The organism is Desulfovibrio ferrophilus (assembly GCF_003966735.1).
GTDB lineage: Bacteria > Desulfobacterota > Desulfovibrionia > Desulfovibrionales > Desulfovibrionaceae > Desulfovibrio_Q > Desulfovibrio_Q ferrophilus.
In genome coordinates this window covers 778,559-804,957 of record NZ_AP017378.1, presented here as the reverse complement: position 1 = coordinate 804,957, position 26,399 = coordinate 778,559, and the positions used below count along the sequence as shown (strand labels likewise).

At 56.2% G+C, this 26,399-nt stretch carries 27 protein-coding genes and 2 tRNA genes; 15 read left to right on the top strand and 14 right to left on the bottom strand.

Features of this window, described 5'->3' with window-relative positions:
* Window positions 1-55: 55 nt before the first annotated feature.
* From EL361_RS03745 to EL361_RS03735, 3 genes are read right to left on the bottom strand one after another with little or no spacing between them, the layout of a single operon-like run.
* Complete coding sequence (locus tag EL361_RS03745; protein ID WP_126376744.1) at window positions 56-736, bottom strand: HAD family hydrolase; 681 nt, start codon at window positions 734-736, stop codon at window positions 56-58.
* Window positions 726-1,532 carry a hypothetical protein gene (locus EL361_RS03740; RefSeq protein WP_126376742.1) on the bottom strand — a complete coding sequence of 269 codons (807 nt, stop codon included), beginning with the start codon at window positions 1,530-1,532 and terminating at the stop codon, window positions 726-728. The genes EL361_RS03745 and EL361_RS03740 overlap by 11 nt, the downstream gene beginning before the upstream one ends.
* 26 nt (window positions 1,533-1,558) lie before the next feature.
* Window positions 1,559-1,957, bottom strand: a complete 399-nt coding sequence (locus tag EL361_RS03735; RefSeq protein WP_126376740.1) for a hypothetical protein — start codon at window positions 1,955-1,957, stop codon at window positions 1,559-1,561.
* 181 nt (window positions 1,958-2,138) lie between these two features.
* Here EL361_RS03735 and tatA point away from each other — a divergent pair, with 181 nt between their 5' ends.
* Complete coding sequence (tatA, locus tag EL361_RS03730) at window positions 2,139-2,342, top strand: twin-arginine translocase TatA/TatE family subunit (protein ID WP_126376738.1); 204 nt, start codon at window positions 2,139-2,141, stop codon at window positions 2,340-2,342.
* A gap of 99 nt (window positions 2,343-2,441) precedes the next feature.
* Here the strand turns inward: tatA and EL361_RS03725 are convergent, their stop codons facing one another.
* The 6 genes from EL361_RS03725 to EL361_RS03700 form a co-directional block, all read right to left on the bottom strand.
* Window positions 2,442-3,017 (bottom strand): CDP-alcohol phosphatidyltransferase family protein, encoded by a 576-nt coding sequence (locus EL361_RS03725; RefSeq protein ID WP_126376736.1) that lies wholly within the window; start codon window positions 3,015-3,017, stop codon window positions 2,442-2,444.
* A gap of 19 nt (window positions 3,018-3,036) precedes the next feature.
* On the bottom strand, window positions 3,037-4,122 hold the full coding sequence (locus tag EL361_RS03720) for a hypothetical protein (protein WP_126376734.1): 1,086 nt from the start codon (window positions 4,120-4,122) through the stop codon (window positions 3,037-3,039).
* A 98-nt stretch (window positions 4,123-4,220) separates the two neighbouring features.
* Window positions 4,221-5,402, bottom strand: a complete 1,182-nt coding sequence (locus tag EL361_RS03715) for an S-layer homology domain-containing protein (protein ID WP_172961624.1) — start codon at window positions 5,400-5,402, stop codon at window positions 4,221-4,223.
* 70 nt (window positions 5,403-5,472) lie between these two features.
* Window positions 5,473-6,327: an LPP20 family lipoprotein gene (locus tag EL361_RS03710; RefSeq protein WP_172961623.1), complete on the bottom strand. Its 855-nt coding sequence runs from the start codon at window positions 6,325-6,327 to the stop codon at window positions 5,473-5,475.
* 72 nt (window positions 6,328-6,399) lie between these two features.
* Window positions 6,400-7,236: a tetratricopeptide repeat protein gene (locus EL361_RS03705; RefSeq protein ID WP_126376728.1), complete on the bottom strand. Its 837-nt coding sequence runs from the start codon at window positions 7,234-7,236 to the stop codon at window positions 6,400-6,402.
* The gene (locus EL361_RS03700) at window positions 7,233-8,381 is read right to left on the bottom strand and encodes an N-acetylmuramoyl-L-alanine amidase family protein (protein ID WP_126376726.1); all 1,149 of its coding nucleotides are present in this window, start codon (window positions 8,379-8,381) and stop codon (window positions 7,233-7,235) included. Before EL361_RS03700 ends, EL361_RS03705 begins: the two co-directional genes overlap by 4 nt.
* A gap of 158 nt (window positions 8,382-8,539) precedes the next feature.
* Between EL361_RS03700 and sixA the strand changes: the two genes are divergently transcribed.
* Window positions 8,540-9,028 carry a phosphohistidine phosphatase SixA gene (gene sixA / locus EL361_RS03695; RefSeq protein WP_126376724.1) on the top strand — a complete coding sequence of 163 codons (489 nt, stop codon included), beginning with the start codon at window positions 8,540-8,542 and terminating at the stop codon, window positions 9,026-9,028.
* A gap of 108 nt (window positions 9,029-9,136) precedes the next feature.
* On the opposite strand, the gene EL361_RS03690 is transcribed toward sixA, so the two are convergent.
* Both EL361_RS03690 and EL361_RS03685 read right to left on the bottom strand, forming a co-directional pair.
* Window positions 9,137-9,940, bottom strand: coding sequence for a nitroreductase family protein (locus tag EL361_RS03690; protein WP_126376722.1), 804 nt, complete (start codon window positions 9,938-9,940; stop codon window positions 9,137-9,139).
* Between the two features lie 198 nt (window positions 9,941-10,138).
* Entirely contained in the window at window positions 10,139-10,612 is a 474-nt protein-coding gene (locus EL361_RS03685) for an Lrp/AsnC family transcriptional regulator (RefSeq protein ID WP_126376720.1), read from the bottom strand.
* Window positions 10,613-10,846: 234 nt separating this feature from the next.
* Between EL361_RS03685 and EL361_RS03680 the strand changes: the two genes are divergently transcribed.
* The 3 genes from EL361_RS03680 (at window position 10,847) to EL361_RS03670 (ending at window position 15,001) form a co-directional block, all read left to right on the top strand.
* On the top strand, window positions 10,847-12,037 hold the full coding sequence (locus tag EL361_RS03680) for a glycine C-acetyltransferase (RefSeq protein WP_126376718.1): 1,191 nt from the start codon (window positions 10,847-10,849) through the stop codon (window positions 12,035-12,037).
* A 14-nt stretch (window positions 12,038-12,051) separates the two neighbouring features.
* The gene (gene tdh / locus EL361_RS03675; RefSeq protein ID WP_126376715.1) at window positions 12,052-13,086 is read left to right on the top strand and encodes an L-threonine 3-dehydrogenase; all 1,035 of its coding nucleotides are present in this window, start codon (window positions 12,052-12,054) and stop codon (window positions 13,084-13,086) included.
* A 391-nt stretch (window positions 13,087-13,477) separates the two neighbouring features.
* Window positions 13,478-15,001 carry an Lcl C-terminal domain-containing protein gene (locus tag EL361_RS03670; protein WP_126376713.1) on the top strand — a complete coding sequence of 508 codons (1,524 nt, stop codon included), beginning with the start codon at window positions 13,478-13,480 and terminating at the stop codon, window positions 14,999-15,001.
* 117 nt (window positions 15,002-15,118) lie between these two features.
* On the opposite strand, the gene EL361_RS03665 is transcribed toward EL361_RS03670, so the two are convergent.
* From EL361_RS03665 to EL361_RS03655, 3 genes are all read right to left on the bottom strand, one after another.
* The gene (locus tag EL361_RS03665; protein WP_126376710.1) at window positions 15,119-15,895 is read right to left on the bottom strand and encodes a DUF4197 domain-containing protein; all 777 of its coding nucleotides are present in this window, start codon (window positions 15,893-15,895) and stop codon (window positions 15,119-15,121) included.
* Between the two features lie 174 nt (window positions 15,896-16,069).
* Window positions 16,070-16,474, bottom strand: a complete 405-nt coding sequence (locus tag EL361_RS03660; RefSeq protein ID WP_126376708.1) for a hypothetical protein — start codon at window positions 16,472-16,474, stop codon at window positions 16,070-16,072.
* 219 nt (window positions 16,475-16,693) lie between these two features.
* Window positions 16,694-16,770 (bottom strand) — tRNA-Arg (locus EL361_RS03655).
* A gap of 299 nt (window positions 16,771-17,069) precedes the next feature.
* Between EL361_RS03655 and EL361_RS03650 the strand changes: the two genes are divergently transcribed.
* The 10 genes from EL361_RS03650 to EL361_RS03605 all read left to right on the top strand — a co-directional run bounded on the left by EL361_RS03650 (window position 17,070) and on the right by EL361_RS03605 (window position 26,369).
* Window positions 17,070-18,497 carry a DegQ family serine endoprotease gene (locus tag EL361_RS03650; RefSeq protein WP_420810699.1) on the top strand — a complete coding sequence of 476 codons (1,428 nt, stop codon included), beginning with the start codon at window positions 17,070-17,072 and terminating at the stop codon, window positions 18,495-18,497.
* 88 nt (window positions 18,498-18,585) lie between these two features.
* Complete coding sequence (gene ispE, locus EL361_RS03645) at window positions 18,586-19,473, top strand: 4-(cytidine 5'-diphospho)-2-C-methyl-D-erythritol kinase (protein ID WP_126381271.1); 888 nt, start codon at window positions 18,586-18,588, stop codon at window positions 19,471-19,473.
* A 4-nt stretch (window positions 19,474-19,477) separates the two neighbouring features.
* Window positions 19,478-19,554, top strand: a tRNA-Gln gene (locus tag EL361_RS03640).
* Between the two features lie 22 nt (window positions 19,555-19,576).
* Window positions 19,577-20,518: a ribose-phosphate diphosphokinase gene (locus EL361_RS03635; protein ID WP_126376706.1), complete on the top strand. Its 942-nt coding sequence runs from the start codon at window positions 19,577-19,579 to the stop codon at window positions 20,516-20,518.
* A 69-nt stretch (window positions 20,519-20,587) separates the two neighbouring features.
* Window positions 20,588-21,205, top strand: a complete 618-nt coding sequence (locus EL361_RS03630; RefSeq protein ID WP_126376704.1) for a 50S ribosomal protein L25 — start codon at window positions 20,588-20,590, stop codon at window positions 21,203-21,205.
* Window positions 21,206-21,328: 123 nt separating this feature from the next.
* Window positions 21,329-21,958, top strand: coding sequence for an aminoacyl-tRNA hydrolase (gene pth / locus EL361_RS03625; protein WP_126376702.1), 630 nt, complete (start codon window positions 21,329-21,331; stop codon window positions 21,956-21,958).
* Window positions 21,959-22,079: 121 nt separating this feature from the next.
* Complete coding sequence (locus EL361_RS03620) at window positions 22,080-22,544, top strand: CarD family transcriptional regulator (RefSeq protein WP_126381269.1); 465 nt, start codon at window positions 22,080-22,082, stop codon at window positions 22,542-22,544.
* Between the two features lie 374 nt (window positions 22,545-22,918).
* Window positions 22,919-24,166, top strand: a complete 1,248-nt coding sequence (gene rho / locus EL361_RS03615) for a transcription termination factor Rho (protein WP_232034867.1) — start codon at window positions 22,919-22,921, stop codon at window positions 24,164-24,166.
* A 170-nt stretch (window positions 24,167-24,336) separates the two neighbouring features.
* Complete coding sequence (locus tag EL361_RS03610) at window positions 24,337-25,806, top strand: beta-barrel assembly-enhancing protease (protein WP_126376698.1); 1,470 nt, start codon at window positions 24,337-24,339, stop codon at window positions 25,804-25,806.
* On the top strand, window positions 25,803-26,369 hold the full coding sequence (locus EL361_RS03605; protein WP_126376696.1) for a macro domain-containing protein: 567 nt from the start codon (window positions 25,803-25,805) through the stop codon (window positions 26,367-26,369). Before EL361_RS03610 ends, EL361_RS03605 begins: the two co-directional genes overlap by 4 nt.
* Window positions 26,370-26,399: the final 30 nt, after the last annotated feature.

Genomic DNA, 26,399 nt, shown 5'->3' with positions numbered 1-26,399 from the left:
CAAAGTGTTGGCACAGACAGGTGCGGTTATCAAGAAAAAATTCAAAGAATACGGTTCAAGGATCAAGGCTGTACGCACGCCGTAACTGACGCAGGAGACTCCAGAAATCCGGCAGGTGCAAATCTGCCACCAAAGACGGAGCTTTGTATGCCCAGAAGGGAACACCTGCGGCACGGGCAGCATCACCGTCCAGATGCGAATCACCAACAAAAACAATTTCATGGGGACGCACGCCCCACTCGTCCAAAATACGATGCAATCCATCGGGGCGAGGCTTGGGCGCCACTTTTCCGGCTGTCATCACCGGTGAAAAATACTGCTCAAGGCCAAAAATATCCAGTACCAGTTCCATCGTATTGGTGCGGTTGGTGAAGATCCCCAACCTGAGCCCTGCCTCGCGTGCGGCACCCAGCATGGTTTCCAATCCGGGCTCGGGGATCATGTGGTGCAGCAGATCACGATATTCAAGGCTCTTGGCGACGGTAAACGCCTCGTCCCAGCGGTCCTCAGGCGTGACGTAATGAATGGATTCCTTGACCGTATGAGCATGGACATAGCGCTCCATGTCGGCATCCATGGGGCCAAAATCCAACCCCGCGCGGATTCCATTGTAGTAGGCCTTGTTGGCCTCCCAAGAATCAAACAGGACACCGTCGCAGTCAAAGGCAATTCCCTTGAGGCCACGTAGAAAATCAGTTGACAGAAAATCATTACAGATCAAGGCACTACGCGGCATCCAGAACTCCAGCAGGTGCAAAAACCAGACGCTCGGCCAGGAATTCTGCAGCGTCTCCCTTTGCCCCCAGCAGATCGTATCCTGTGGCGCGCAGCATCTGCCACTCGCCCTCGGGCAGATCTTCGCAGTCCTCAGCTTCTGCAGGGACGAATTTCAGCCCGAGTTCGCGCCAATGAGCCAGCACACCTGCATCATCCACATACAGAGCAGCTTGCGCCGGAATCAATCTGAGCATGGCATCCAGTACAGGGAGCCATTCATCGGCAACGGAGAAAAGCGACGTATGCAGATCCGGGCGAATATGCGCGGCCACTTCGGCCAACTCGGCGGCATCGTCCGGCTCCAAGCCCAAAGCCTCTCCCATACCATCCCAGGAGGCCTCGACTCCATTGTCCAGACTACCGATCTCCATCAGAGATTGTTCACGCTGCCAGGACAACAGCAATAAGGCCTGGGCACGAATGAGCTCCTTGCTCTGGGCATCATCTTCACGGGGTTTGTCCATGGCCCGCAGCTCGCTGACAATGGCATGCGCCGTTTCAGAATAAAAATCGTTGCCTCCAGCCGTATACGCAGCCAGAAGCTCACCAGGTTTCCTGAACAGATCGGCATAGCCAACGGCCTGAGCCAACCAACCGGCAGCTTCGGCCCGGGTCAGGGGCAATGCTTCCGGCATAAGCTGCCCCGCGTCTTCGGGGGCCAGGCCAGGGTCGAGATACGTCACGCCAGAAACAGGTTCAGGGCGGGACCTAGGGTGCATCTGAGGGAATGAAATGACCAGACGAGGCTGGGGCATGGTCGTTCTCCACGTTCCCGGCGGCGTTAATCGTCGCAGCCGTTAATATTGTTATCTGATTTAAGGATGGTGTAATGACGGCATCTCCCGTCACACTCAGGCAACATCTTCATGCACAGACCTTCGAGTTCGTTCAGACAGCCCGTAGCAGACTCTTCGGCCCCTGCCGAAAAATCAGGACACTGCCGAGCCTGAGCCATGAGCCGTTCCAATCGAGCTTCCCACAATTCCACAGCTTCTTCTGGCTTCAGGTGGAAGGCCTCTGCCCGGAGCAGAAAATCATCATAGGCTTTTTCCCACTCAGTAAGCACCTTGCAACGCCAGCGCTCCCGAAACCCAGGATTCAGACGTTCCTCATACAGGCAATGACCTAATTCATAGTGCCTGCAGGCGCACGCGGGAAAATGCCGGACGTTGTCGGCCATGAAGTCATCCTTATCTCAATTCCAGCAAAGTAAGTAACCGGAAACCTACCGGTCACTTGGTTTTCTTCCAGTAATCCCCGGAAATGGCAAGCCGATTATTCTTCTGGATTTTGTAAGCCTTCTTGACCTGCCCAAAGCCGAAGTGTATAGCGCAACAATCCAATCCAACGGAGGAAAGACAATGCTCGGAGCACCTGGTTTCTGGGAACTTATCATCATTCTGCTTATCGTCCTGGTGATCTTCGGCGCCAAAAAGCTCCCCGAGATCGGCGGAGGCCTTGGCAGGGCCATCAGCAATTTCAAAAAGGCGACCAACGAGCCCGATGAAATCGATGTGACCCCCAACAAATCCGAAGAAAAGAAAGAGGAAAAGGACAAGGCGTAAGCCCGTCCAGATATTTCCACCAAAACGCCCCGAGAGCCTCTGGCTCCCGGGGCGTTTTGCATGCCCTATTCAGCACAGGTTCCGCACACATCGCAAACATCAGCCCTTTCCATCTTCTCCCGATGGAATCAGGGCCAACCCGCGCATCACATAATCAATACCGGTATACACAGTCAGAACTGCCGTCAGATACAAGACCACAGGCTGGAGCCAGGGCAAGAACATCCAGTCCATGCGCTCGGTGAGTATCAGCAGAATCAACACGATCTGAGCAGAGGTATTGGTCTTGGAAGCAAAGGTCGGACGGATTTGGGAGCGTACGTCCACCCCCCAGAGGTTGACCAGCATCAGGCCACCCACGATGATCAGGTCCCGCGTGATGACAATAACGACCAGCCATGCCGGAACCCACTCCAGAATCCCCAGGCAAAGGATAGTGGCCACAATCAGCACCTTATCAGCCAGCGGATCAAGCATGGCCCCGAGTTCAGTCCGCTGCTTAAGTAACCGGGCCAGCAGACCATCCAGAGCGTCTGTAATCCCGGCCACAAAAAAAGAAAGCAACGCCAGGTCCACACGCTTATGAATGAAGGCCATGACAACGACCGGAGTGAGCATAATGCGCACCACAGTCAGCAGGTTGGGGATCGTCCAATTGTTCTCACGCATGGTCATGGTCGTCCCCCCCCGGGAGTTATTCTCTGGATTCAGGCTGCCCGGAAAAATCCCAGGACAACCCTCGGTCAGGCAGATTCTGATCCAACTTAAGTCGCAGTGAAGCTCGATCCAGAGTTCTCACACTCCAGACGGCGGCGATGCCATCGGGCAGCATCAGCACCTCGCGCAGTTGTGCACTTTCCACGACCTCATCCCAGGCGGCCAGTTCCTTGTCAAAGGCCTGGACTCCATCCGGGGCGTACCAGCCGGACACACTCAAAGGAACTCGTTCAACGGTTCCGGCTTCGGCTCCGGGCCGGGTAAAGAACCCGCCCCACAACTCGAACCACACCTCTTCCAGGCTGCGATTCGAAGCTTTCCAGGTCCTGCCTTGCGCCGTCAAACTACCGGACCACATGGGTGCAGCTTCCGCGAGACCATCCTTGATTTCCTGCTCGGTAGGCTCCACCAAAGTGGTATCCACTTCCAGCAACGGCTCCGTTCCGCGACGAACAGTGACACCAGACAAGGCCTGCAAACGACCGATTTCATCCCAGGCTCCGGCAGCGGAACCCAACAGGCTCAAATCGTAGGGCTGGGGCGAAGATACGGTGAAATACACACCGGCACGCTTGAGCTCAGCCTTGAGTCCGGTCCTGTTCACGGTCACTTCCATGCGCAACGTGTTGGGAGCGGCAATAACGGAGAGTGCTTCTCCCTGCCCCGGGGCAAGGGTCAGGGAGCCCGGAGCTACGCTTTGTGCACCTTCAGGAGTATCGACAGAAGGAGCCAAGGACTCTTGTGGAATCCCGGCCTGCACCACCTCGGAATAACTGAGCACAAATCCGGCGGCTTTAGGTGCCAGATACTGGTACAGCAGCCCGTTGCGGTGCTCATTCAATGAACCAGGCAACAGATCCAGTGCCTCATCGTAGACCGCACGCTTGAAACCTACAGTCCGGGCGGCGTCACGGGTGCGAATCTCGGCCTGCTCGTCCTCTGGTGACCAGTTGACTTCGACCATGCGGGCACACACCGGCGAGGCGGCACAAATCAAGACCAGAAGCGCCATTGCAAGGGCGCCAAAACGAACAATATGGGGAGTGACGAAGTTGCGTTTCATGATTCCGGGCGAATACACCTTTTCCTTTGAAAAGTAAAAAACGGAACGGATGCAAATCACCCGTTCCGTCCATTGATCAAGAGCGATGCCGAACCGGCTCAGAAGAGGCTCAACTCACGTCGCAAGGCCTTCACGGCCAAGAGCGCCTCAATGCCGGAAACCGTATCCAACGGGCGGAACAGCCCGGTGCGGATGTCGGCATCCATAATGCCCCGTGTGACGTTCAGCATGGCCGCGTTATAAGCAGGATGATCACCCCGCATATCCGGGATGCGGCTTTCCTGTCCGATAAACTGGGTCGCCAATTCGAGGCGCCCCGTGGAACGCACGACCACATCCTCGAAGATCATTGCCGCTTCAGCACGAGTCACCGGTTCGTCAGGATGGAAGGAACGATCAGGATATAATCCCAACCCTTTGACTTCATAATGCAGGACTTTTTCGATATCGGCCCGCAGGGGATGCTCGGTAATATCGGTCACCGCCAGGGTCGTATCCAAAATCATCTGGTCCGCTACAGGCTCCACAAACTCACCCGCCAAGGGAATGTCCGTGCGCGTATAGAACTTGTCCACGTCCAATTCCTCGACCATCAGCGCCGCCAGATCGGCACGGGTCAGGGCTTCCACAAGAGCGATCTTCTTTCCCACGACGGTATTGGGTGCGGCACGGTTCACGTCCTGCACCAAACGCCAGCGCTTTTCGGCCCGGGCTTCATAGCCCTTGGCCAAAAGCAGCACCTTGTGGAACTGCCCTTCGGCAGGACCGAATTCCAAGGCCCGTACATAGGCTTCACCCATGTAAAAATACGGTTGGGGCGCATGAGGAGCCATCTCCAAGGCTTCTTCCTGAATATCGACAATCTCTTCCAGAAAATCCTCACGTGACAGCATCCGGGCAGAATACATCTCGGTCAGAACCCGCAATTCCATCACTTCGGGCCACATGCGAACCTCCGGCCCCCAGTCGTCTGCCGCGTCTCGCGCGTCGTCCACCAGGTCCAAGGCATCTTCGTTGCCATTCATGGCCATGACCACACCCTTGCCCGCCAGGGCCGGTGGATACTCAGCCTCGATGGACAGGGCCAGATCGAATTCCCGATCCGCCATGAGCGCGTTGCCTTCATCCAAAAATTTGAGGCCATTATTGAAATGATGCGCGGGGCTGTCCATGACACCCACAGGCACCCGAGGCTGTTTGCTTCCGCAACCGCCCAAAGCCAGGGCAAGGAGCATCACCCCAGCCAGAATAGTCAGTCGTTTCGCCGCTTGAAACCACATAGAAGTTCCTCCCATCACCGCCGCAGATTAGCAGGCAGGCTATTCAACGTATGCCCTTGGGCATTCTCGCTCAATCCAGCAGAATCATGACCCGGGCCTGCCCCAGATACTCTTTACTCTCGGCCTGAGTTCGAATTTCCTCGGCCTTGGCCGTGGGAATCACCAGATCGGAACGCGACCGTCCCTTGACTGCCACGGCAGCCACGGTCATGGGGTTGCTGCCCACCCTGGGGTTGGTCATGGCCTTATCCTGGTCCTTGGCATAGCCCGCCATGCCCTGCTGGATGGCATACTCGCGGCTGACCATGACCGTGCCATACAACTCCTTGCCGTCCTCATCGAGAATACGCGGGCTCATGGCCGGACGCACACCCAACCCCCGGGCATCCACGACCAGTCCCGTATACGCACCGGGAACAAGCTGTTCCGGCTTGGGCGCAGCCGCCGGAGCCTGGAGTTTGAACCTGTCGGCCTTGGGCAGTACCACATCGGAAATGCCTCCGCGCAGCTTCAAGCCCACGGTCACTTCCACCGAGCCATCAGACATATAGGCGGTGTCCAGAATCTGTGAATTCTGCAGGAACCCGCGTATCCTGGAGACCACGACATCGCTGGAGACCATGAAATTCTCCACCGTGGTGCTGGAATCGATCTGCACGCCCTTGATCAACTCCAGAAGATTGCGTCGCGCAATGACCGTGGCCGCCCTCTTGGCCATTCCTCTGGCCTGAGCCGCATTGACAGCATTGGCCGGAGGTGCACCCACGCCCGTGGCAATCATCGAGCCATTGTCCCAGTTGATGGAACCGCTCTCAGCCTGCTGCACGTAGTCTTCCCCAGAGGGGGCGTCCTGCTGTGCAACCGCAGGGCCTGCCACCAGTAGCAGTGCAAGGACCATCAACAGTGCCTGCTTCAGAATTTTCATGCCCATTGCTCCTTGGTTACGCCACCCGAATCCCCAGGCGACCTTATCATCGTCGTAGCCCGCAACATCCCGTCAGCGCAAGTAAAACAGCGCTGCCTTGTTGCCGGAGTCGTATTCCAGAGCCTGCTGAAAACGTGCTTGTGCGGCTTCAAGGTGCCCTTTGTGCCTCAAGTCTGTTCCTTCACGAACCAACACGGCAGCCAGGCTGGCCCGTGCCTCGTCATGCCTGGGGGCCACCGTCAGGGCGCGAGTCCAGGCTTTCAAAGCGACATTGCGCTGCCCGAGGTTATAGTAAAGCCACCCGAGTCCCACCAGAGCCGCAGCATGCCGGGGGTTGATTTCAAGAGCCCGGAGATAATGCAACCGGGCGTTGGTAGACAACTCCAGACCTCGATACGCCTCCGCCAAGCGGAACTGCACATCTGCATCATCATGACCCGAACGCCCTGCCCTTGCGAATAATTCCACCGCCTGGGCAAGATCACGCCGGGACGCCGCTTCCACGCCCAACAGGTACAGCGCTCCAGGATGATCGGGACTGCGTTGCAACACATCCTGAAACCAGCCCCGCGCGCCCTCGGGATCGTCATCATGCAAGGAAATGATTCCGAGCCAAAGCCTTGAAAACACATTATCCAGCGAACGGTCGGCCACCTTCGAAAAAAATACCCTGGCTTCGTCGAACCGTTCCTGGCGTGCCAGAGTCAATCCCAATTGGTTCATGGCAAAATCATCGCTGGAATCACGACGCACAACCTCGCTAAAAGCCTGTTCCGCCGCCGAGACATCACCGCGATACAGAGCATCTGCACCAGCCAAAACCAGATCTTCCGTAGCCAGGGCAGGTGTCGCCATCAGCACAGTGACCAATAGCGACAGCAACCCAAGGAACAGTACCCGCAAGGTCATACGCCCTCCCGGTACAATCCTGCCACCGCCGTTGCCACGGCGGAGGCAATCCGCTCGCGGTGATCCTCCCGCCTGAGCGCTGCTTCCTCATCAGGGTTGGAAATGAACCCCGTCTCCAACAATACCGAGGGCATCCGTGCCTTGCGCAGCACATAGAAATCAGCGCTGTGCACCCCTCGATCCCGCATGGGCAGCATCCCCGTCAGCACATTCTGCACCCGTCGGGCTGCACGAGCCCCGGCATCCCAGTAGCGCCGCCTCTCAAACCGGAACAAGAGTTCTTCCATATCTATGAAACCGGGCTGCTCCCGCTGTTTGCCCTCCAGCTTGAGAACAGAATTTTCGTAAGCCGCCAACCGCTCTGCTTCGAGGCTGGAGGCCTTCTCGGAACAGGAATATGTTTCCACCCCTTGCGCAGCGCGGCGTTCACCCGCATTGATGTGCAGAGACACGAAGATATCAGCGGAAAACCGATTGGCCTCCGCCGTGCGTGCGGACAAGGGCAAATAGTAATCGTCCCGCCGGGTCAGATAGAGTTTCAGTCCCGGTGCCGTCCTCGCGAGGATACGCTCCGTGCGCAAGGCAAGATCAAGGGTCACTTTTTTCTCCATCAGGCCTCCGCGGCCCATGGCTCCGGGATCAAAGCCACCATGCCCGGCATCCAGCACCACCCGGCGCACGGAAAAACCGCTTGCTCCTCGTCTGGAATCCTGCCTTGATGCAGCCTCGCGTCGCTCCTGCTCAGCCTGACGCTCCACGGCTGAGGGGCTATGAAAGACACGCGCAGGGGCAGGCGGCAACGGCGTCTGCATGATACGATCGGCCATCATGCGCGAATAGCTGTCGTTGGAATCCAGGGAAACAGCGTAACGAAAAGCCTCCAGCGCACCACGACGATCGCCAGCAGCAAGGCGAGCCCGGCCCATCAACCCATGCAACCAGGGGTCATCGGGCCGCTGGGCCACAGCCTTGGCTAAGACCTTTAACGCCGTCGGAGCATCGCCGGCAGCCAATAAATCCTGACCTCGCAGTCCGAGTTCCAAAGCCGATTGCGCTGCTCGTGCCAGAGGGGACCACAGAGCGTGTGTCATCGTGGCGACGGACAACGCAGCCAGAGATTGAAGCGCCTTGCGCCTTGAAATCATTTTACTTTCTTGCCTGTTCTTCACCTTGCCTCACAACACAGGGGAAAAGCCTTCCTCTCCCTCATTCTTCATGCAAGAAACATGAAACACATCGGACTATCGTTGCTCGCCATGCCCCCCTCTGGTAGGCTCGCCAAAACCGCAGCCAGGAGTAGCTCATGGAACTGTACCTGATGCAACACGGCAGTTGCCTATCCAAGGAGATCGATCCGGACCAGCCCCTGTCTCCGGTGGGCAGGGATCAGATATTCAAAAGCGCTGATGCCATACGCCGCCTTGGTCTGGGATTCGACGCCATCGTGTGCAGCCCGAAGCTACGCGCCGTGCAGACCGCCGAAGCCGTGACTCAGGCCTTGGGACTGAACGCATCGAGTCTGACTATCACTGAATCTGTCAAAGCCATGAAACGCCCGGAGGAAACCGTGACCTTCCTGCGTAACCTGAGGGCCGAGTCAATAATCATCGCCGGGCACCTGCCCAATCTGGGCGAACTGGCTTCGTACCTGCTCTCCAGCCCGAACAAACTTCGCCTGGGAATCGAAAACGGCGGACTGATGCGTATCGATGCAGACACTCTGCCCACGAACAACGCTGTCCTGCGCTGGATGCTCTCGCCCATGCAATTACAACTTATTGCAGGCCGTTGACACCATCTGGTTATACGAGCCTGTTGACGATAGTATCACAGCAAAAAGCCAAAAAAAGGGCCGGACAGCAACGCTGCCCGGCCTTTTTTTGGACAAAACCCAACAAATCTAATCAATCCAGTGGATATCCGCTCCCTTGCGACAGGGAATCCGTTTGTAGCGGAATTTGGGATAGCCGAGCATCATGGCGGCGTAGACTTGATGACCATCGGGGACCTTGATGGCCCGACGCAATGGCTCGTAATCCTTGGCGGCGTCCTGTAAAAAACCGGCCCAACACGCGCCCAGCCCCTCGGCATGGGCGGCCAGTTCCAGATACGAAGCGGCCACACTGGAATTTTCGCAGGGACTCAGGCTGTCCACAGGAGCACAGGCCACAGCCACATGCGGCGCTCCGCGCAGAATTTTATCCCGCCCGTTCTTCCAGTGGCGCACGATGCCCGGGAAGACATTCATCTGAGCCATGTATTCCACCACCAACCCGGCCAGATGACGAGTAGCTTCTGGCGTGCGGGTCACGCTCCAGTGCACGGTCTGAGAGTTGTGCGCGCTAGGAGCCTGGGCCGCAACCTCAAACAGACGTTCCATGACGTCTCCGGGAATGGTCTTGTCCCGATAGGTGCGCACGGATCGGCGGGTGCCGATAAACTGAGCGGCCTGTCCAGCGTCAATATTCCAGGCACGCTCCACCACGGGGCAATCATCCGGCCCCATGCGCGGCGCTACTGGCAGGTCAGGCAGAGTCACCGCGCCCACCGGACAAATGGCCACGCAGTGACCACACCCGATGCACAGCTTCTTTGCCGCAGGCCTGAGCTTGGGAAAGCCTTCCTTATCCTCAACCACAACTTCAAACGGACACTCGGCCACACAGGCGCCGCACCGTTTGCATTTTTCGATATCGCAGAACATGGAGGGCAAATAAACCCCACTGAGAGGCTTGGCAAGCCTTGTCACACGTTTAAAACGCTACATCTCGGACTCATTAATCGAAGCGACTCGCAAGTGGCTCAAAAATGGTCGGAAGTCAGGCGCGAAATTATCCCGCCCGTGGCGTACCAAACGTACACGAGGGCTTGTTTTTGATGCACCAACGCTGGCACCCTTTTATCAATCGCTTTCGGCTTCCTTTTGTTCGACCCACTTCCCCATGGCATCCAGGTAAACATAGCTCTCCGAGGCAATCACTCCACCGATGTCGGACAGGCCGTCCACCAGGAATTTACGCAGTCCCCGGCGTGAAGACACGGAGACCTCGATCATCAGATCATATCGGCCAGTGGCGTTGATGACGGACTGAACCCCAGGCAGGGCCGCCAACTGTTCCATCAAGGCACGATCAGCACGACGCTCCAAATTAATGCCCACCAGTGCGGTCACTGTGTTCTCGAAAAACAGGGGATCCACCGAGGCGGAAATACGCAAGTAGCCAGCGCGAATCATGCGTTCGGTTCTCAGACGAACCGTCCCGTCGGAAACACCAAGCTTGCGCGCGATGCTCTTGTAGGATTCACGTCCGTTGACCTGCAATTCTTCGATGATTCCCCGATCAACGTCATCCAGAACAATTTTCCTCTCTTCCATCACCGCTCCTTGTTTCGCGTTTCTTTACGTTGCCATGCATAATCGATTTTCGCGGAATCATAGGCGCAGGCACACATCCACGTCAAACTATGATATAGGGAATAAACTTATAATTTTAATCTTTGACCCCATCGATTACGAAACGCGCAATCAAATTACGATTGAAGACCTTGACAAGCAATTTATTGCTATGTTTCTTACCGAATGAGAAACAGCCAGCCATGGAGGACCCCTATGAGCCACCCCCTTCTCAAACGCCTGAAAGCGGATGCCGAGCAATTGCGCCGCGAAGGTCTCTATAAGGAAGAGCGAATCATCACCTCGCCACAGCAGGCGGCCATCACCGTGGGCAACGGACCCGAGGTGCTCAATTTTTGCGCCAACAACTATCTGGGACTATCCAACAACCAGCAACTGGTGAACACTGCCAAGTCAGCGCTGGACACCTACGGCTTCGGCATGTCCTCGGTGCGCTTCATCTGCGGCACCCAGGATATCCACACCACGTTGGAAACCAGACTCACACAATTCCTGGGAACTGAGGACACCATCCTCTATGGTTCCTGCTTCGACGCCAATGGCGGTCTTTTCGAAGCCATCCTCGGCCCCGAGGACGCCATTATCTCCGATGCACTGAACCACGCTTCCATCATCGATGGCGTGCGCCTGTGCAAGGCCAAGCGCTTCCGTTACGCCAACAACGACATGGTCGAGCTCGAAGCCAGACTCAAGGAAGCAGACGGCTGCCGGACCAAGCTCATCGTTACCGACGGCGTGTTCTCCATGGATGGTATCATCGCCGACCTCGCCACCATCTGCGACCTTGCCGACAAGTACGAAGCACTGGTCATGGTGGATGACTCCCACGCAGTGGGCTTTGTCGGTCAAACAGGCCGCGGTACTCATGAGCACTGCGGGGTCATGGGCAGGGTAGACATCATCACCGGCACCCTGGGCAAAGCTCTGGGCGGTGCCTCCGGCGGTTACACCTCCGGGCGCAGGGAAATCATAGAGTGGCTCAGGCAGCGTTCACGCCCGTATCTTTTCTCCAACAGTCTGGCCCCGGTCATCGCGGCCACGTCCATCGCCGTGCTGGACATGCTGTCCGAGACAACGGAACTGCGCGAACGCCTGACTGACAACAGCCACCATTTCCGCAGCCGCATGCAGGAGGCCGGATTCGATCTGGTTCCTGGCGAACATGCCATTATCCCGGTGATGCTTGGCGACGCTGTTCTGGCCCAGAAAATGGCCGCAGGGCTGCTGGAAAAAGGCATCTACGTCATCGGCTTCAGCTTCCCTGTTGTGCCCAAGGGCAAGGCACGCATCCGCACCCAGATGTCCGCTGCCCACACCCGTGACCAAATCAATCGCGCGGTGGACGCCTTCATCAAGGTGGGCCGCGAACTGGGAGTGATCAACTGATGGAGGCCACAGCCATGGAAAACATGAAGGCACTGGTCAAGGCCAAGCCCGAGGAAGGCATCTGGATGGAAGAGGTGCCCGTACCGGGCATCGGTCCCAACGATGTGCTCATCCAGGTCAGCAAGACCGCCATCTGCGGCACGGACATCCACATCTTCAACTGGGACAAATGGGCCCAGAAGACCATTCCCGTCCCCATGGTCGTTGGCCACGAGTTTGTGGGAGAAATCCTGGGCATCGGGTCCGAGGTCATGGGCCTTGCGCTGGGCGATCGGGTTTCTGCCGAGGGCCACATCACCTGTGGACATTGCCGTAACTGCCGCGCCGGACGCAGGCATTTATGCCGCAACACCATGGGTGTCGGCGTCAACCGGCCGGGATGTTTTGCACAATTCATCAGTGTCCCGGCTTCCAATGTTTTCAAGGTGCCCGAAGCCATCTCCGACGAGGTTGCTTCGGTACTTGACCCACTGGGAAATGCAGTGCATACCGCGCTGTCCTTCGATTTGGTGGGCGAAGATGTGCTCATCACCGGGGCGGGCCCCATCGGCACAATGGCCGTTGCAGTCTGCAAACACGTGGGTGCAAGACACGTTGTCATCACCGACGTGAACCCCTACCGCCTGGATCTGGCCCGCAAGATGGGCGCGACCCGTGCGGTCAACGTGGCCGAAGATGATCTGATGCAGGTCATGGATGATCTGGGCATGACCGAAGGCTTCGACGTAGGCCTGGAGATGTCCGGCAGCCCAGCGGCCTTCCGCCAGTTGCTCAAGACCATGAACCACGGAGGCCATGTCGCCCTACTGGGCATCCTGCCTGAGGAGACCCCCATCGACTGGACTGAGGTGGTCTTCAAGGGATTGCAGGTCAAAGGCATCTATGGCCGTGAAATGTTTGAAACCTGGTACAAGATGGCATCCATGCTCCAAAGCGGGCTGGATGTAACCCCGGCCATCACCCACCACTTCAAGGTGGATGATTATGCCGAAGGCTTCGAGATCATGCGCTCGGGCCAATCGGGGAAGGTCATTCTCGACTGGGACTAGATATTGATTCACACGCGCGCTTCGTTCTCCTCCACGAATGAACGCGCAACTGACGTACGAGAAGGGTCCATGGCGGCGGTCGTCATGGACCTTTCTCTTTTTTCGCTGCCTTCCCCATTCCCCTTTGATAAATCTGTCTTCCACTTCGCGGACATGGTGCCCGGAAGCCGCGGGTCTCCCAACTCTGCGATGGTGCTCACCGCCCTTCCCGCAACGCCACAGATCACACCGTAATCTCCGTGATTTCAGCTGCTGGGATTTTTTTATGCGCAGGGTTTGGACGCGTCATGCGTTAGTTTCAAAGAAGGGAGTGTTCCTGACTACTATCCAGAGATATACTGCAAAGCGCGTCCAGCGCCCCAAATACGCCAAAGCACCCAGAGGAGCCTCTATGAGCCGCCACCTGCCTCTCGTTTTCAGTTGCCTTATGGCGCTAATCATCCTGGAAGGCACTGCCATTGCCGGGCAACTGCCCTACCCCATAGTGGATACCGGGCAACAGACCTGCTACAGCGACACGCGCCAGATTCTCTGCCCCAAGACAGGCAGGACTTTCAGTGGTCAGGACGCCCAGTTCACGGGCAATGCCCCAGCCTACCGCGACAATGGCGACGGGACCGTCAGCGATCTGAACACGGGCCTGATGTGGGTCAAGGAACGCGGTGACAAAATGAGCTGGAAACAAGCCATGCGCGGTGCCCAAAATTGTCGAGTGGGAGGATACAACGACTGGCGCGCCCCCACCATCAAGGAACTCTATTCCCTCATCGACTTTCGAGGCAGAGTTCAAAGGTTCTCCGCAAAATCGATCCCTTATCTGGACACCCGATATTTCGATTTCCAGTACGGTGACACCCGCACTGGAGCGCGTAATATTGACTGCCAAGACTGGTCCGCCACCAGATACCAGGGCACGACCATGAAAGACCAGCCCACAGCCTTTGGCGTCAACTTCGCAGACGGACGCATCAAGGGCTATCCTACCGCCACTCGCGACCAAAGAGGCCTCCGCTTTATGCGCTATGTGCGTGGCAACCGCACTTACGGCAGCAATGATTTCAAAGCCAATGGCAACGGAACCGTCACGGATCGGGCGACGTCCCTTGTCTGGCAGCAGGAGGATAGTGGCAAGACGCTGAACTGGCAGGATGCTCTCAACTACTGTGAAGCCCTGAACCTCGGTGGCAAAAGCGACTGGCGACTGCCCAACGCCAAGGAACTGCAAAGTATCGTGGATTATAGCCGCAGCCCCACAGCCACGAAGTCGGCGGCCATTGATCCCGCATTTTCAGTGAGCAAAATCGAATCCTACTACTGGACCAGCACCACTCATCTGGATGGCCCACACAATGGCGACGCCGCCGTGTATATCGCCTTCGGCCGAGCCATGGGATATATGAACAAACGCGGCTCCGCCCAAAAGACTTTCATGGATGTCCATGGAGCAGGTGCGCAGCGCAGTGATCCAAAATCCGGCGATCCCGCAGCCTATCCACAGGGCCAGGGGCCCCAAGGGGATGACCGACGAATCTACAACTTCGTCCGCTGCGTCAGGGGCGGACAGACCGCAGCCTACGTGCCCAAGGCACTGTCCGCACTCCCGCCGTGGGACGGCACATCTTCCATCCCCACCGGTGCCATAAGCACGGGCACGCACCCCAGACAAAGCCCTCCCAGTGATGGCCAAAGGATGAATCAGGGCTCCTCCGGGATGGGTCAACAAGGTCACCGTGGCATGGGCAAACAGGGCCGCCAAGGGCCACCGCGCGAGGCGTTCACAGCCTGTGAGAATAAATCCAAAGGAGATCAGTGTAGTTTCAACACTCCGCGTGGGACAATGGAGGGCCTGTGCATTGCTCCCCAAGATCAACTGGTCTGCGCACCAGCCAATGGGCGACGAGGCGGCATGCAATAACGACAAAGCCCCCGGATCAGATCGATACCGGGGGCTTTGTTGCATTCAATGATCAGCCTCTCCATAGCCCACGACAAGGGCGCAAACAATCAGAACAGCCAGTGAACGCCCTCCGATCTACTTACCCACAGACCCGAAAACTTTGCGCAGCAAATCGGTGGTTCGGGCCACGGGGTTGTCCCGAATCATCTTTTCCTCGCGAGCCATCATCAGGAACAGACCTTCAGTCGCCTTGTCCGTGACATAGCCATCCAGATCATCCACCTGCATTCCAGTCACTGCACCAAGGGTCGAGACCCCGCCCATGAAACTCTTGTACTTGCTGGTCACTCCCACGGAATCGGTGGCCTTTTCAACGATGGGCCGGATGCGCTTGATAAGCGCCGCGGAGCTGGTGCGCTCGAAATACTTGGTGGCGGCATCGTCCGGCCCATTCAGAATGGCCCGGGCATCGGCAAAACTCATCTTACGGATGGCATTGCTGAAGATGGAGACGGTCTCGGGCGCTGCCTGTTCCGCAGCACGGTTCATGGAAGTGATGAATTCGTCGGCCAACTTGTCCTGCCCAAGCCCACGGGCCATTTGCTCGGCGCGAGTCAGGGAGGATGGCATGGGAATGCGTACATCCAGATTATCCAGATATCCACCGGGACTGCCCAGAGACGACGTGGCCTTGTCCACGGCCACATTGAGCGCCTGCTTCAGGCCGGAAATGACCTCGTCGGAACTCAGGGCAGAGGTTGCGCTTGTGCCTGTCTTGCTACCGCCATCGTCAATAATCACGGGCGCGACTTCCTTGACCGTATCCAGCCAGCCGCCACGGGCGGCAACGGGTGACAGGCCAATCACTATCGCCACAAGGATCAGTATTGTAAGTGTATTAGATCGCTGCATGGGAGGTACCTCCAAAACGGTTAGCACTCAGTATAGCAATAGATGGGGGGAAGAACCACCAGTCAATACCACTTGCATGTCGAATATCACGCAACGGAAAACCCTAACGGCATAAAACAAAAAGCCCTGATCAATGGACCAGGGCTTTTCAGCACACCAAGAGATACCGTTCGGCTATGCTCCTCTTGCAGCTTGCCAAGCCTCGCGAATTCTGGCCTCGGTGTATGCAACCAAATCCTTATCGGACGTAGAGACATCAAAACAGCGGGCATCGGAACCATTCAACCCCTCGGGAACCCAATCACCGATGTCGTCGGCATCGGTGATCTGATCATCATAAAAACAGACCGACAGCCAACGCTCGGCAGGATCATCATCCACCACATCGACCATCACGAACAGATCGCGCTCGTGTTCCGGGCAGGCACCCCGCAGGGAATAGCTCACGTTCGGGCGTGCGTTGAAAGAAACATCTGCGCCTTCAAAGGATTCCAGAACAGTCTTGAAGTGCTCAAAAACAGATTTAACCTCATTGGGGTCAGTCTCCCAATCCTTGATAAACAGCATGCATTCTTTCATCTATCTCATCTCCATCTGGGGTTAATGCTGCGTTGCTACGAGCAAAGACAACCGCATGTCAATTACGCTAAGGAACTACTATGATAACAATTAATACCCACTACTCGTCGTTTTATTCTCGATCATCTCATGCCAAGCCTTCAATCTTGAAGAGCCCCTTGCCCGTGAGTTGTGGTATAAGAAAAGGGCCAGCACTTTCGTGCTGGCCCCTTACAATCATGGTGCGCCTGACAGGAATCGAACCTGTGGCCCTCTGCTTAGGAGGCAGATGCTCTATCCAGCTGAGCTACAGGCGCGCTTGGTTCCCGGGATGATAGACCAACTTGGTGCCGGCAGCCAGTCCCGAGAGGCGGATTATCTAGCCGAGCGCCCCTGAAATTGCAACCGCTTTCTGCCCGGGCAGGTTTCCGCGCATCAGCACAGCAACCTATCGAACCCAATCAGGCCGTTACAATTACCCAAAAAATATGTGAAAATATCGACACAACAGGTTTACACAATTTCCGGATGCTTTATACTGATGGATGTCTCAAGCGGCTTCAAATTCCGTTAACCGTGCCCCTTGCAGACGGAACCCCATAGGGAGGACATACAATTGCACAAACGACTCACGAATCTACTGGCTCTGTTTATCATGTTGGCCATCAGCGCCCCGGCAATCGCCTCTGCAGCCTTGCCCGAGTTCACAGAACTCGCTGCCAAGGCCGGCAACGCTGTCGTCAATATCCATACGGTCAAGCTGGTCAAACAAACCGACCAGATGAAGGACTTCTTCAAGTTCCGCAGGCGTGGCACTCCATTCGACGAGTTCTTCGACCAGTTCGAAAAACACTTCAAGAACGCCCCCGATGCCAAGCCACGCAAGGAGCGCTCCTTGGGTTCCGGCTTCATCATCTCGTCCGACGGTTATGTGGTGACCAATAACCATGTCATCGCCGAAGCCGACGAAATCAAGGTCAAACTCCAAGGCGAGGAGGAATCCTATGACGCCGAGTTGATCGGGCGCGACCCAGAAACAGATCTGGCGCTGCTTAAGATCAACACCAAGCGCAACTTCCCCACCCTGAAGTTCGGTGACTCCGACAAGGTCAAGGTAGGCCAATGGGTCATGGCCATCGGCAACCCCTTCGGGCTGGATCATTCCGTCACAGCAGGCATCATCAGTGCCAAGGGCCGCATCATCGGCTCCGGCCCCTTTGACGACTTTATTCAGACGGACGCCTCCATCAACCCCGGCAACTCTGGCGGGCCGCTCCTGAACCTCGACGGTGAAGTCATCGGTATCAATACCGCCATCATTGCCTCAGGCCAGGGCATCGGCTTTGCCATCCCGGCGACCATGGCCAAGAAGGTCATCGCTCAGCTTCGCGACAACCAGAAGGTCTCGCGCGGCTGGCTCGGCGTGACCATCCAGGCCGTTGACGAAAACACGGCCAAGGCTCTGGGACTGCCCAAAGCCTACGGCGCACTCATTGCCTCCGTCATCCCGGACCAGCCCGCCCAGAAGGCAGGCATCAAGGCCGGAGATGTCATCATCGGTATCGAAGGCAAGGAAGTAAAGGACTCCAGCGACCTGCTGCGCACGATTGCCTCCTTCACCCCGGGCAAGAAAATCGACCTCACAATATGGCGCAATAGTCGCAAAAAGAAAATCAGCGCCACTCTGGGCGAGCGCGACACCAAGATGCTCTCGCAGGGCAAAAATCAACAGCCTGAGGACCAGCAATCAGATGCATTCCTGGGCATGGTGGTTCGCCCCGTCACCAGCGAGGAAGCCACTGCCATGGGCCTTGCAGAAGCCAAGGGACTCATCGTCACCGAGGTTGCCGCAGGCTCCCTGGCTCAGGAAAGCGAAGTCCGGCCCGGCGATGTCATCACCCAGGCTAACCAGACCCGAGTGCTGACCCCCAAGGATCTGAAAGAGATCATCGAGGGCGACGCCAAGGACAAGGGCGTCCTGCTGCTGCTCATCCAGCGTCAGGGCCAAAGCGTCTTCAGGACCATCTCGCTGCCCAAGGACTAGGGATCTCATTAAAACAACTTCAGGGGGCCATCAGGCCCCCCTGCTTTTTCTTGCACGAGCAAACGTTATGCGGCAGGTTTGCGTGGCCATGAACACATCCCCGGATACAATCACTCTTCGCGCAGGTTGCAAGGTCAATCTGTACCTTGAGATCACAGGACGCCTGGACAACGGCTACCACACCCTGAAAACCCTGTTCTACCCCTTACCGACTCCCCACGACACCCTGACTCTCACCTTTGGTAAACAAGGCGGGGAGTTCACGCTCTCTGCTGGTGACCCTGAGCTGGAATCCGACTCCAACACCATTGCCAAAGCCTGGAAGGTGTTCACCGAACAGACGGGGTTTGCCCCTGGTCTGTCGGTGAAGCTGGACAAGGGGATTCCCATGGGAGCCGGACTTGGCGGCGGCAGTGCCGACGCGGCAGCAGTTCTGCGGGAATTGAATACCCGTGCGGGTGACAAGGCGTTACCACCGGACCAACTGAACGAGCTGGCCGCCTCCATCGGAGCGGATGTGCCGTTCTTCCTGCTGGATGGCCCGGCTTGGGCAGAAGGCATCGGCGAAGAGCTGCATCCCGTAAATGTTGATTTGCAGGGGTTAAGCCTCGTATTAATATGCCCTCCTATGCACGTTTCCAGTGCCTGGGCCTACCACGCATGGGACAAATTAAAAACAAAACGCCCCCACCGCGTCGAAAACACGCTTGGTTTCTTGACATGCGCCCAAACTGAGTTTAAAAACTCCCCTCGCTCTCGAATCCTACTTCACAACAGCTTTGAAGACGTTGTTTTCCCGAAACATCACAAATTATTGCGATACAAGGAAAAACTTCTCGCCCAAGGGGCATGTGGAGCGGTTTTGAGTGGTAGCGGGGCTAGCCTCCTCGGCCTTTTTCGTGATTCGAGGATTGCTGAGGCAGCTCGCATTGAGTTTAAAAAGCAGGGCATCCCCGCACACCTGCACTGTTTGTAATTGCTGGGGTGTAGCCAAGTCCGGTAAGGCAACGGGTTTTGGTCCCGTCATTCGGGGGTTCGAGTCCTCCCACCCCAGCCATATATTTTGAGGAAAAAGCACGATGGCCATCGGCGAATTGAAGATCATGACTGGCTCGGCCAACCCCAAGTTGGCCCGCGAGATCTGCGACCACCTGGGTTGCGAACTGACGCAGTGCCTGACAGACACCTTTTCCGACGGTGAAATCCGTGTGGAAATCGGCTCCAACGTACGTGGAGCCGATGTGTTTTTGGTACAGCCTACTTGCGCTCCGGTAAATTTCCATCTGATGGAGATGTGCATCGTGCTGGACGCCCTGAAAAGGGCCAGCGTCGGACGCGTCACCGCAGTGGTTCCTTATTATGGTTATGCACGCCAGGACCGCAAGGTTGCTCCGCGTGCGCCCATCACCGCCAAGCTGGTGGCCGACTTCCTGACCGTTGCGGGCATTGACCGTCTGGTCACCGTCGACCTGCACGCCGGGCAGATCCAGGGCTTCTTCAACCTACCCGTGGACAACCTCTACGCTGCTCCGGTCCTGCTGGATCACCTGCGCACCACCGATGACGATCTGGTTATCGTCTCCCCGGATGCCGGCGGTGTGGAACGTGCACGAGCCTACGCCAAGCGCTTGGGCGCCGGTCTGGCCATTATCGACAAACGTCGTGATGCGCCCAACCAGGCCAAAGCAATGAACGTCATCGGCGATGTTGCTGGCAAGACAGCCATCGTTCTTGATGATATGATTGACACCGCTGGTACCATCGTAGCCGCAGCCGACGTGCTGAAAGAAAACGGCGCCAAGGACTGCATCGCCTGTGCGACCCACGCCGTACTCTCGGGTCCTGCTGTTGAGCGCCTCGAAAATTCTCAGTACTCACAGATTGTCGTTACCAACTCGATCCCGGTGAACGAGAAAGCTGCACAATGTTCCAAGCTCAAGTCGCTGTCCCTGGCCAGTATTCTGGGCAAAGCTATTCACAACATCCACACGGAATCGTCCGTGAGCGTGTTGTTCGTATAATTAGAAAAGTCACCCGCCAAGGCCAAGCGGCCAGACGGCAGGAAAATAGTCCAATCAGGAGAATACGAAATGTCTGAACAGGTCACCCTGAAAGTAGCCAAGCGTGATGAGAAGGGTAAAGGTCCCAACCGCCAGCTTCGAGCCGAGGGCATCGTCCCCGGTGTGTTCTACTCCAAGGAGTCGAACATCCCCGTCAAGATGGCGCTGCTGCCCCTGGAAAAAGCTTTCAGGAAGGTTGGCACCTCCCACCTGATGACCTTGGAAATCGAAGGCGAAGAGCCCGTTCCGGTCATCATCAAGGAGATGATTCGTCATCCTTATAAGAACCGCATCGATCACGTCGATTTCTACGGCGTTAACATGAAGAAGACCGTGCGCATCCAGGTCAAGATCGTTACCACCGGCAAGCCCGAAGGTATCGACAAGGGCGGTGTGCTGACCATCTTCCGTGATTCCATTGAAATCGAATGTCTGCCTTCCGACATCCCTCAGGAAATTTCCCTGGATGTCACGGCACTTGATGTGAACGATCACATCAACATTGAAGACATCGAGATGCCCAAGGGTGCCACCGCTATCTTCGACGAGAACTTCGCCGTTGTTGGTGTTGCCGCCAAGGCCGAAGAAGCCTCGGAAGATGGCGAAGAGGCTGCCGACGAGCCGGTCGCCGAAGAAACTACGGAATAATACCGTACGTCAATCGACTATGCCGAGGGCTCCGGAGGCGTCTCCGGGGCCCTCGTTTTTTGTCGGCTCAGGCCTGTACACCAGCACCTGGACCACACAGGCAAGACCGCAAGACGCTGTGCCATGAAAAATTACGCGATGCTCATCGCCGGGCTGGGAAATCCTGGTCCGGAGTACGAACTCACCAGACACAACTTCGGATTCCTGGTCATAGACCGACTAATCGAACGATCGGGGGGGCCTGATCGGTGTCCCAGAATCGAAGTGCGTGGTGATTGTTTGACCTGGGAATGCCAACCCGTGCGCAACAAGCCCAAGGTTCTGCTGGCCCAGCCGCAGACCTACATGAATCTTTCAGGTATAGCTGTGGGCAAGCTGGCAAATAAATTCGAACTACCTCCGGAACGAATCCTCGTCATCCATGACGATCTCGACCTGGAACTTGGACGAATGAAGCTCAAAAAAGGTGGGGGAGATGCCGGACATAATGGCATTAAATCCATCGTTGAGCACCTCGGTTCAGCTGCCTTCCTCCGACTAAGGCTTGGAGTGGGACGCCCCGAAGGGCGTGGCGGAACCAGAGATTACGTGCTGGACAACTTCGATTCTCAAGACACTGAAATTGTGAATGAAGTTCTGTCCAGTGCCATCAAGGGCATCAATGTGTTGCTACGAATGGGCTTGCAGCCCGCGGTACAGCACATCAACAGCTTCGACGCTAGGCCAAAGCTTGAAAAGCCCGATGAAACCTAGACTAAATGCTAAAATTGCGGTACGGTTCTTACCCGTATGTGCTTTTTTGCAAGGTGGTTGAAGAGTGTCCAAGGGTTTTAAGATCAACGAACTCGTCGTCTATCCCGCACAAGGTGTGGGCATGGTCGAGCGTATCGAGAATCAGGAAATCGGTGGTGCTACTGCCGAGTTTTACATTGTCAGGATTTTATCCAACAATGTAACTCTGATGGTGCCCGTATCCAACGCCACAAACGTTGGCTTACGTGCTGTTTGCTCCAAGAAAAAAGCAACTGCCATCATAGACTCTTTGAAGGATCGCTCCGACTTTACGGGCTATTCCGGTCAGAACTGGAACCGCCGTTATCGTGAGTATTCTGAAAAACTCAAAAGTGGCGAACTCTGTGATGTCGCCTATGTTCTCAAGGAATTGCTGCTCATTGGCAAAGACAAGGAATTGTCCTTTGGTGAGCATCGCTTGCTGGAGCAGGCCATGGGACTGCTGTCTCTGGAACTGGCGCATGCCATGGAAGTCGAGCAGGATGTCATCAGAACAGACATTGAAGCCTTGTTCGCAGATGTGATCAGACCCAAAGAAAATCAATAAATACCCCCTTGCCATTATTCGTGGCTTGCGCTAATGGATTTTTAACGCACCTACGAACCAATCCAGATATAGCAGCGAGCCACAAAAAGCTCTTGTAACAATCCCCATATTATAGATTACTAGAGTCTAAAGCCTTTTTAAAATTTGTTCTGATATTGCAGAACAATCATAACAATAGGCGCCTTAAAGACTCACCGCAATAAATTCGGCATTGTCGCCGTCCACAGATCATTTACAATTTCAACGCTAAAGACAGAGCACCTCGCATTACGCGTACGTTATTCGTACCGTATAGTCGGAGTGCATCTCAATGGAGCAGCATGGGCAATCCAAAACCGAAAAGCCAAGGGAAAAACCAGGATCCGGAGTCTGAGATGAATCAGTCCGAGCTAAAGATGAAGTCCATGAGTGATCTCATGGAACTCGCCAAAGAGTACAAGATCGAAAACCCCAGCGGCATGAAGAAGCAGGAATTGATTTTCGCCCTGCTTAAAGCGTGCGCTTCGCAAAATGGCAACATCTATGGCGAAGGTGTTCTCGAGATCCTCCCCGATGGATTCGGTTTTCTCCGCTCTCCAATGTACAGCTACACCCCTGGACCGGACGACATCTATGTCTCTCCTTCGCAGATTCGCCGCTTTGGCCTGCGTAAGGGTGACGTCATTACCGGCCAGATTCGCCCCCCCAAAGAGGGTGAGCGTTATTTCGCTCTGCTCCGGGTCAACGAGATTGGTTTCGAAAAACCGGAAGCCACCAAGCATCTGGTCCTGTTCGACAATCTGACTCCCATCTTCCCGGATGAACAGTTCAAGCTCGAAAACGGTGCCGAAGGATATTCCTCCCGAATCATCGATCTCATGGTACCCATCGGCAAGGGGCAGCGTTGTTTGATCGTCGCCCCGCCCCGCACCGGTAAAACCATCCTCCTTCAGACCATTGCGAACTCCATCAGCACCAACAACCCAGATGCCTACCTCATCGTGCTGCTCATTGACGAGCGCCCTGAGGAAGTCACGGATATGCAGCGTACGGTCAATGCCGAAGTGGTCAGCTCCACTTTTGACGAGCCTCCGCAGCGCCACGTACAGGTTGCAGAGATGGTCATGGAAAAAGCCAAACGACTTGTAGAGCGCAAGATGGATGTTGTTATCCTGCTGGATTCCATCACTCGCCTGGGCCGCGCCTTCAACGCCGTGACTCCATCTTCGGGACGCGTGCTGTCCGGTGGTCTGGATGCCAACGCCCTGCAGCGCCCCAAGCGCTTCTTCGGCGCAGCGCGCAACATCGAAGAAGGCGGCAGCCTGTCCATCATCGCCACCGCCTTGGTGGATACCGGCTCCCGCATGGACGATGTCATTTTCGAGGAGTTCAAAGGCACCGGCAACTGTGAAATCCAGTTGGAGCGCCATCTGGCTGAGAAACGTGTCTGGCCTGCCATCGACATCAACCGTTCCGGCACCCGTAAGGAAGATCTGCTTCTGGAACCCAACATCATGAACCGCATGTGGGTTCTTAGGCGGGTTCTAGCTCCAATGAATTCCATCGACTCCATGGAATTCCTGCTGGGCAAGATGAAGAATACCAAGAGCAACAAAGAATTCCTGGACATGATGAGCAAATAGGAACGTCTTTGCATCAAGCTTATTCAGGCCGATCCTCGCGGGGATCGGCCTTTTTTTATCAATAGTTCTTAAGATTGACTCCCTTGGCGTCACATAAGCTTTAGAGTAAGCTCCGTACCTACTGGACGGCTTCAAGACAGAGGCCTTCACCACCCCAGCAGGACAACCATATGATATCCCTCTCCCGCCGGCACGCGAAGTCACCGGCCATATTGATTCTGATCTTTGCCCTCACCCTCGGGCAGATCGCAGCACCCGCCCAGGCTCTGGCTGGTCTGTTCGGTGATTTCACCTTGAAGGATGAGAAAGAACTCGGGAAAAAATATTATACTCTGATCAAGGCCACCTACCCTATCGTTGAGGACCCGGAAATCGTCCGCTACATCAAGGATGTTGTTAACCGTGTGGCCGAGACACTGCCACCTCAGCCTTTCCCCGTCACAACCACGGTGGTGCGCAACAACGCCATCAACGCCTTTGCCACTCCGGGCGGCTACGTCTATGTCTTCACCGGCCTGATCACCGAATTCGAGAATGAAGCCGAACTGGCAGGAGTCATTGCCCACGAACTTGCCCATGTGACACAACGCCACGTAGCCAAGCGTATTGCCCAGCAGCAGGTCACTTCACTGGGTATGCTCGCGGGGGTTCTGGCCGGAATGCTTATCGGACAGGCCTCAGGAGGAGACAGTGGCCGTGCCGCCAGTCAGGCCCTGATCATCGGGTCAATGGCAGGAGCACAAAGCTCCATGCTTAATTACAGCCGCATCGACGAGCGCGAAGCTGACCAGGTGGGCATGAACTATCTGCTGGAAGCTGGCTATCCTCCCACGGGCATGATGGACGGCTTCAAGAAAATCAGACGCAAGCAATACCTGTCGGGCCGCAGCATCCCCGCCTATCTTTCCACCCACCCGGCAGTGGACGAACGCATCGGCTACCTCGAGGATCGCATTGCAGGCCTGTCTACAGACATCAAGGCTCGCACGGAAACCGAGAACCGCTTCCAACGCATCAAAACCCTTGCGCTGGCCCGCTATACCGATATCGACGGCGCGCTGAGCACGTTCAGGACCGGCACGGGGAATCCCGCTTTGGACTTCATGGGAACAGGCATTATCCTTTCCCGCCAAAACAACATTCCCGAGGCCGCACAAGCCTTTGATTCCGCCTTGCGATTGGCTCCCAATGATCCGCTGATTCTGCGCGAAACGGGACGTTTCCACTATCTTCAGGGCGATGTCTCAAAAGCGGCCAGCTATCTGACCAAGGCCATGCTGCTCAACTCCGACGATCTCATGGCCTTGTTCTTCATGGCCCGCCTGCAGGCGGACAAAGGTGAGATTAACCGCGCGGTGGGCTATTACAATCGTATTCTGGAAACCTTACCCGAGGACCCTGAAGTACACTTCTATCTGGGCCGAACCATGGGCCGCTCCGGCAATGATTTCGATGGGCATCTGCATCTGGCCTATTGGGGCATCTACAGTCTGAACAAGAAAAAAGCCATTTTCCACAAGGAAAAAGTACAGGCCCTGGCCGAAACCGAAGAACAGAAAGCTGCATTTGAAACCTTGACCAAAATCTTCGACGAACGGGATGAGTTCTGGAAGGAAATGGGAAAGGGTAAGAAGAAATGAACGCACCTCGGGGAGTCTGGCAATTCGGCAACGGACGACTCTCCGTCCGCCAGGGCGACATTACGCACTCCACGGCCCAGGCCATCGTCAACGCCGCCAATCCGCAGCTTGCAGGAGGTGGGGGCGTGGATGGAGCCATCCATAAGGCCGCTGGCCCGGCATTGCTAACCGCAGGCAGGCTCTGGGTCCAGGACAATGGCCTCCTGCCCACGGGCCGGGCCATCATCACCCCCGGGTTCAACCTCCAGGCCAAGTGGGTCATCCATACCGTTGGCCCCATCTGGCACGGCGGCAATCAAAACGAAGAGGAACTCCTTGCATCGGCCTATGCCGAAAGCATGCGTCTGGCCCGGGAAAACAATATCGACTGTGTCGATTTCCCTGCCATTTCCTGCGGAGCCTATGGATTTCCCCTTGAACGAGCCATGCCTATCGCCCTGAAAACCCTCGCACAAAGTTTAAGCAAGGGGGTGGTCAAGGCGGTTTCCATGGTTATATTCTCCCCCAACGCCGCGGCTCACTGGGCCGAAACGGCAACTGAACTCTTCGGGACTCCGGTCTAAAACCGATCCCGCCCAACCCAATAGACTGAC

Coding starts and splice junctions, on each gene's coding strand:
- EL361_RS03745 (WP_126376744.1), bottom strand. CDS start 736: ATGCCGCGTAGTGCCTTGATCTGTAATGATTTTCTGTCAACTGATTTT.
- EL361_RS03740 (WP_126376742.1), bottom strand. CDS start 1,532: ATGCCCCAGCCTCGTCTGGTCATTTCATTCCCTCAGATGCACCCTAGG.
- EL361_RS03735 (WP_126376740.1), bottom strand. CDS start 1,957: ATGGCCGACAACGTCCGGCATTTTCCCGCGTGCGCCTGCAGGCACTAT.
- tatA (WP_126376738.1), top strand. CDS start 2,139: ATGCTCGGAGCACCTGGTTTCTGGGAACTTATCATCATTCTGCTTATC.
- EL361_RS03725 (WP_126376736.1), bottom strand. CDS start 3,017: ATGACCATGCGTGAGAACAATTGGACGATCCCCAACCTGCTGACTGTG.
- EL361_RS03720 (WP_126376734.1), bottom strand. CDS start 4,122: ATGAAACGCAACTTCGTCACTCCCCATATTGTTCGTTTTGGCGCCCTT.
- EL361_RS03715 (WP_172961624.1), bottom strand. CDS start 5,402: ATGTGGTTTCAAGCGGCGAAACGACTGACTATTCTGGCTGGGGTGATG.
- EL361_RS03710 (WP_172961623.1), bottom strand. CDS start 6,327: ATGAAAATTCTGAAGCAGGCACTGTTGATGGTCCTTGCACTGCTACTG.
- EL361_RS03705 (WP_126376728.1), bottom strand. CDS start 7,236: ATGACCTTGCGGGTACTGTTCCTTGGGTTGCTGTCGCTATTGGTCACT.
- EL361_RS03700 (WP_126376726.1), bottom strand. CDS start 8,381: ATGATTTCAAGGCGCAAGGCGCTTCAATCTCTGGCTGCGTTGTCCGTC.
- sixA (WP_126376724.1), top strand. CDS start 8,540: ATGGAACTGTACCTGATGCAACACGGCAGTTGCCTATCCAAGGAGATC.
- EL361_RS03690 (WP_126376722.1), bottom strand. CDS start 9,940: ATGTTCTGCGATATCGAAAAATGCAAACGGTGCGGCGCCTGTGTGGCC.
- EL361_RS03685 (WP_126376720.1), bottom strand. CDS start 10,612: ATGGAAGAGAGGAAAATTGTTCTGGATGACGTTGATCGGGGAATCATC.
- EL361_RS03680 (WP_126376718.1), top strand. CDS start 10,847: ATGAGCCACCCCCTTCTCAAACGCCTGAAAGCGGATGCCGAGCAATTG.
- tdh (WP_126376715.1), top strand. CDS start 12,052: ATGGAAAACATGAAGGCACTGGTCAAGGCCAAGCCCGAGGAAGGCATC.
- EL361_RS03670 (WP_126376713.1), top strand. CDS start 13,478: ATGAGCCGCCACCTGCCTCTCGTTTTCAGTTGCCTTATGGCGCTAATC.
- EL361_RS03665 (WP_126376710.1), bottom strand. CDS start 15,895: ATGCAGCGATCTAATACACTTACAATACTGATCCTTGTGGCGATAGTG.
- EL361_RS03660 (WP_126376708.1), bottom strand. CDS start 16,474: ATGAAAGAATGCATGCTGTTTATCAAGGATTGGGAGACTGACCCCAAT.
- ispE (WP_126381271.1), top strand. CDS start 18,586: ATGAACACATCCCCGGATACAATCACTCTTCGCGCAGGTTGCAAGGTC.
- EL361_RS03635 (WP_126376706.1), top strand. CDS start 19,577: ATGGCCATCGGCGAATTGAAGATCATGACTGGCTCGGCCAACCCCAAG.
- EL361_RS03630 (WP_126376704.1), top strand. CDS start 20,588: ATGTCTGAACAGGTCACCCTGAAAGTAGCCAAGCGTGATGAGAAGGGT.
- pth (WP_126376702.1), top strand. CDS start 21,329: ATGAAAAATTACGCGATGCTCATCGCCGGGCTGGGAAATCCTGGTCCG.
- EL361_RS03620 (WP_126381269.1), top strand. CDS start 22,080: ATGGTCGAGCGTATCGAGAATCAGGAAATCGGTGGTGCTACTGCCGAG.
- rho (WP_232034867.1), top strand. CDS start 22,919: ATGAATCAGTCCGAGCTAAAGATGAAGTCCATGAGTGATCTCATGGAA.
- EL361_RS03610 (WP_126376698.1), top strand. CDS start 24,337: ATGATATCCCTCTCCCGCCGGCACGCGAAGTCACCGGCCATATTGATT.
- EL361_RS03605 (WP_126376696.1), top strand. CDS start 25,803: ATGAACGCACCTCGGGGAGTCTGGCAATTCGGCAACGGACGACTCTCC.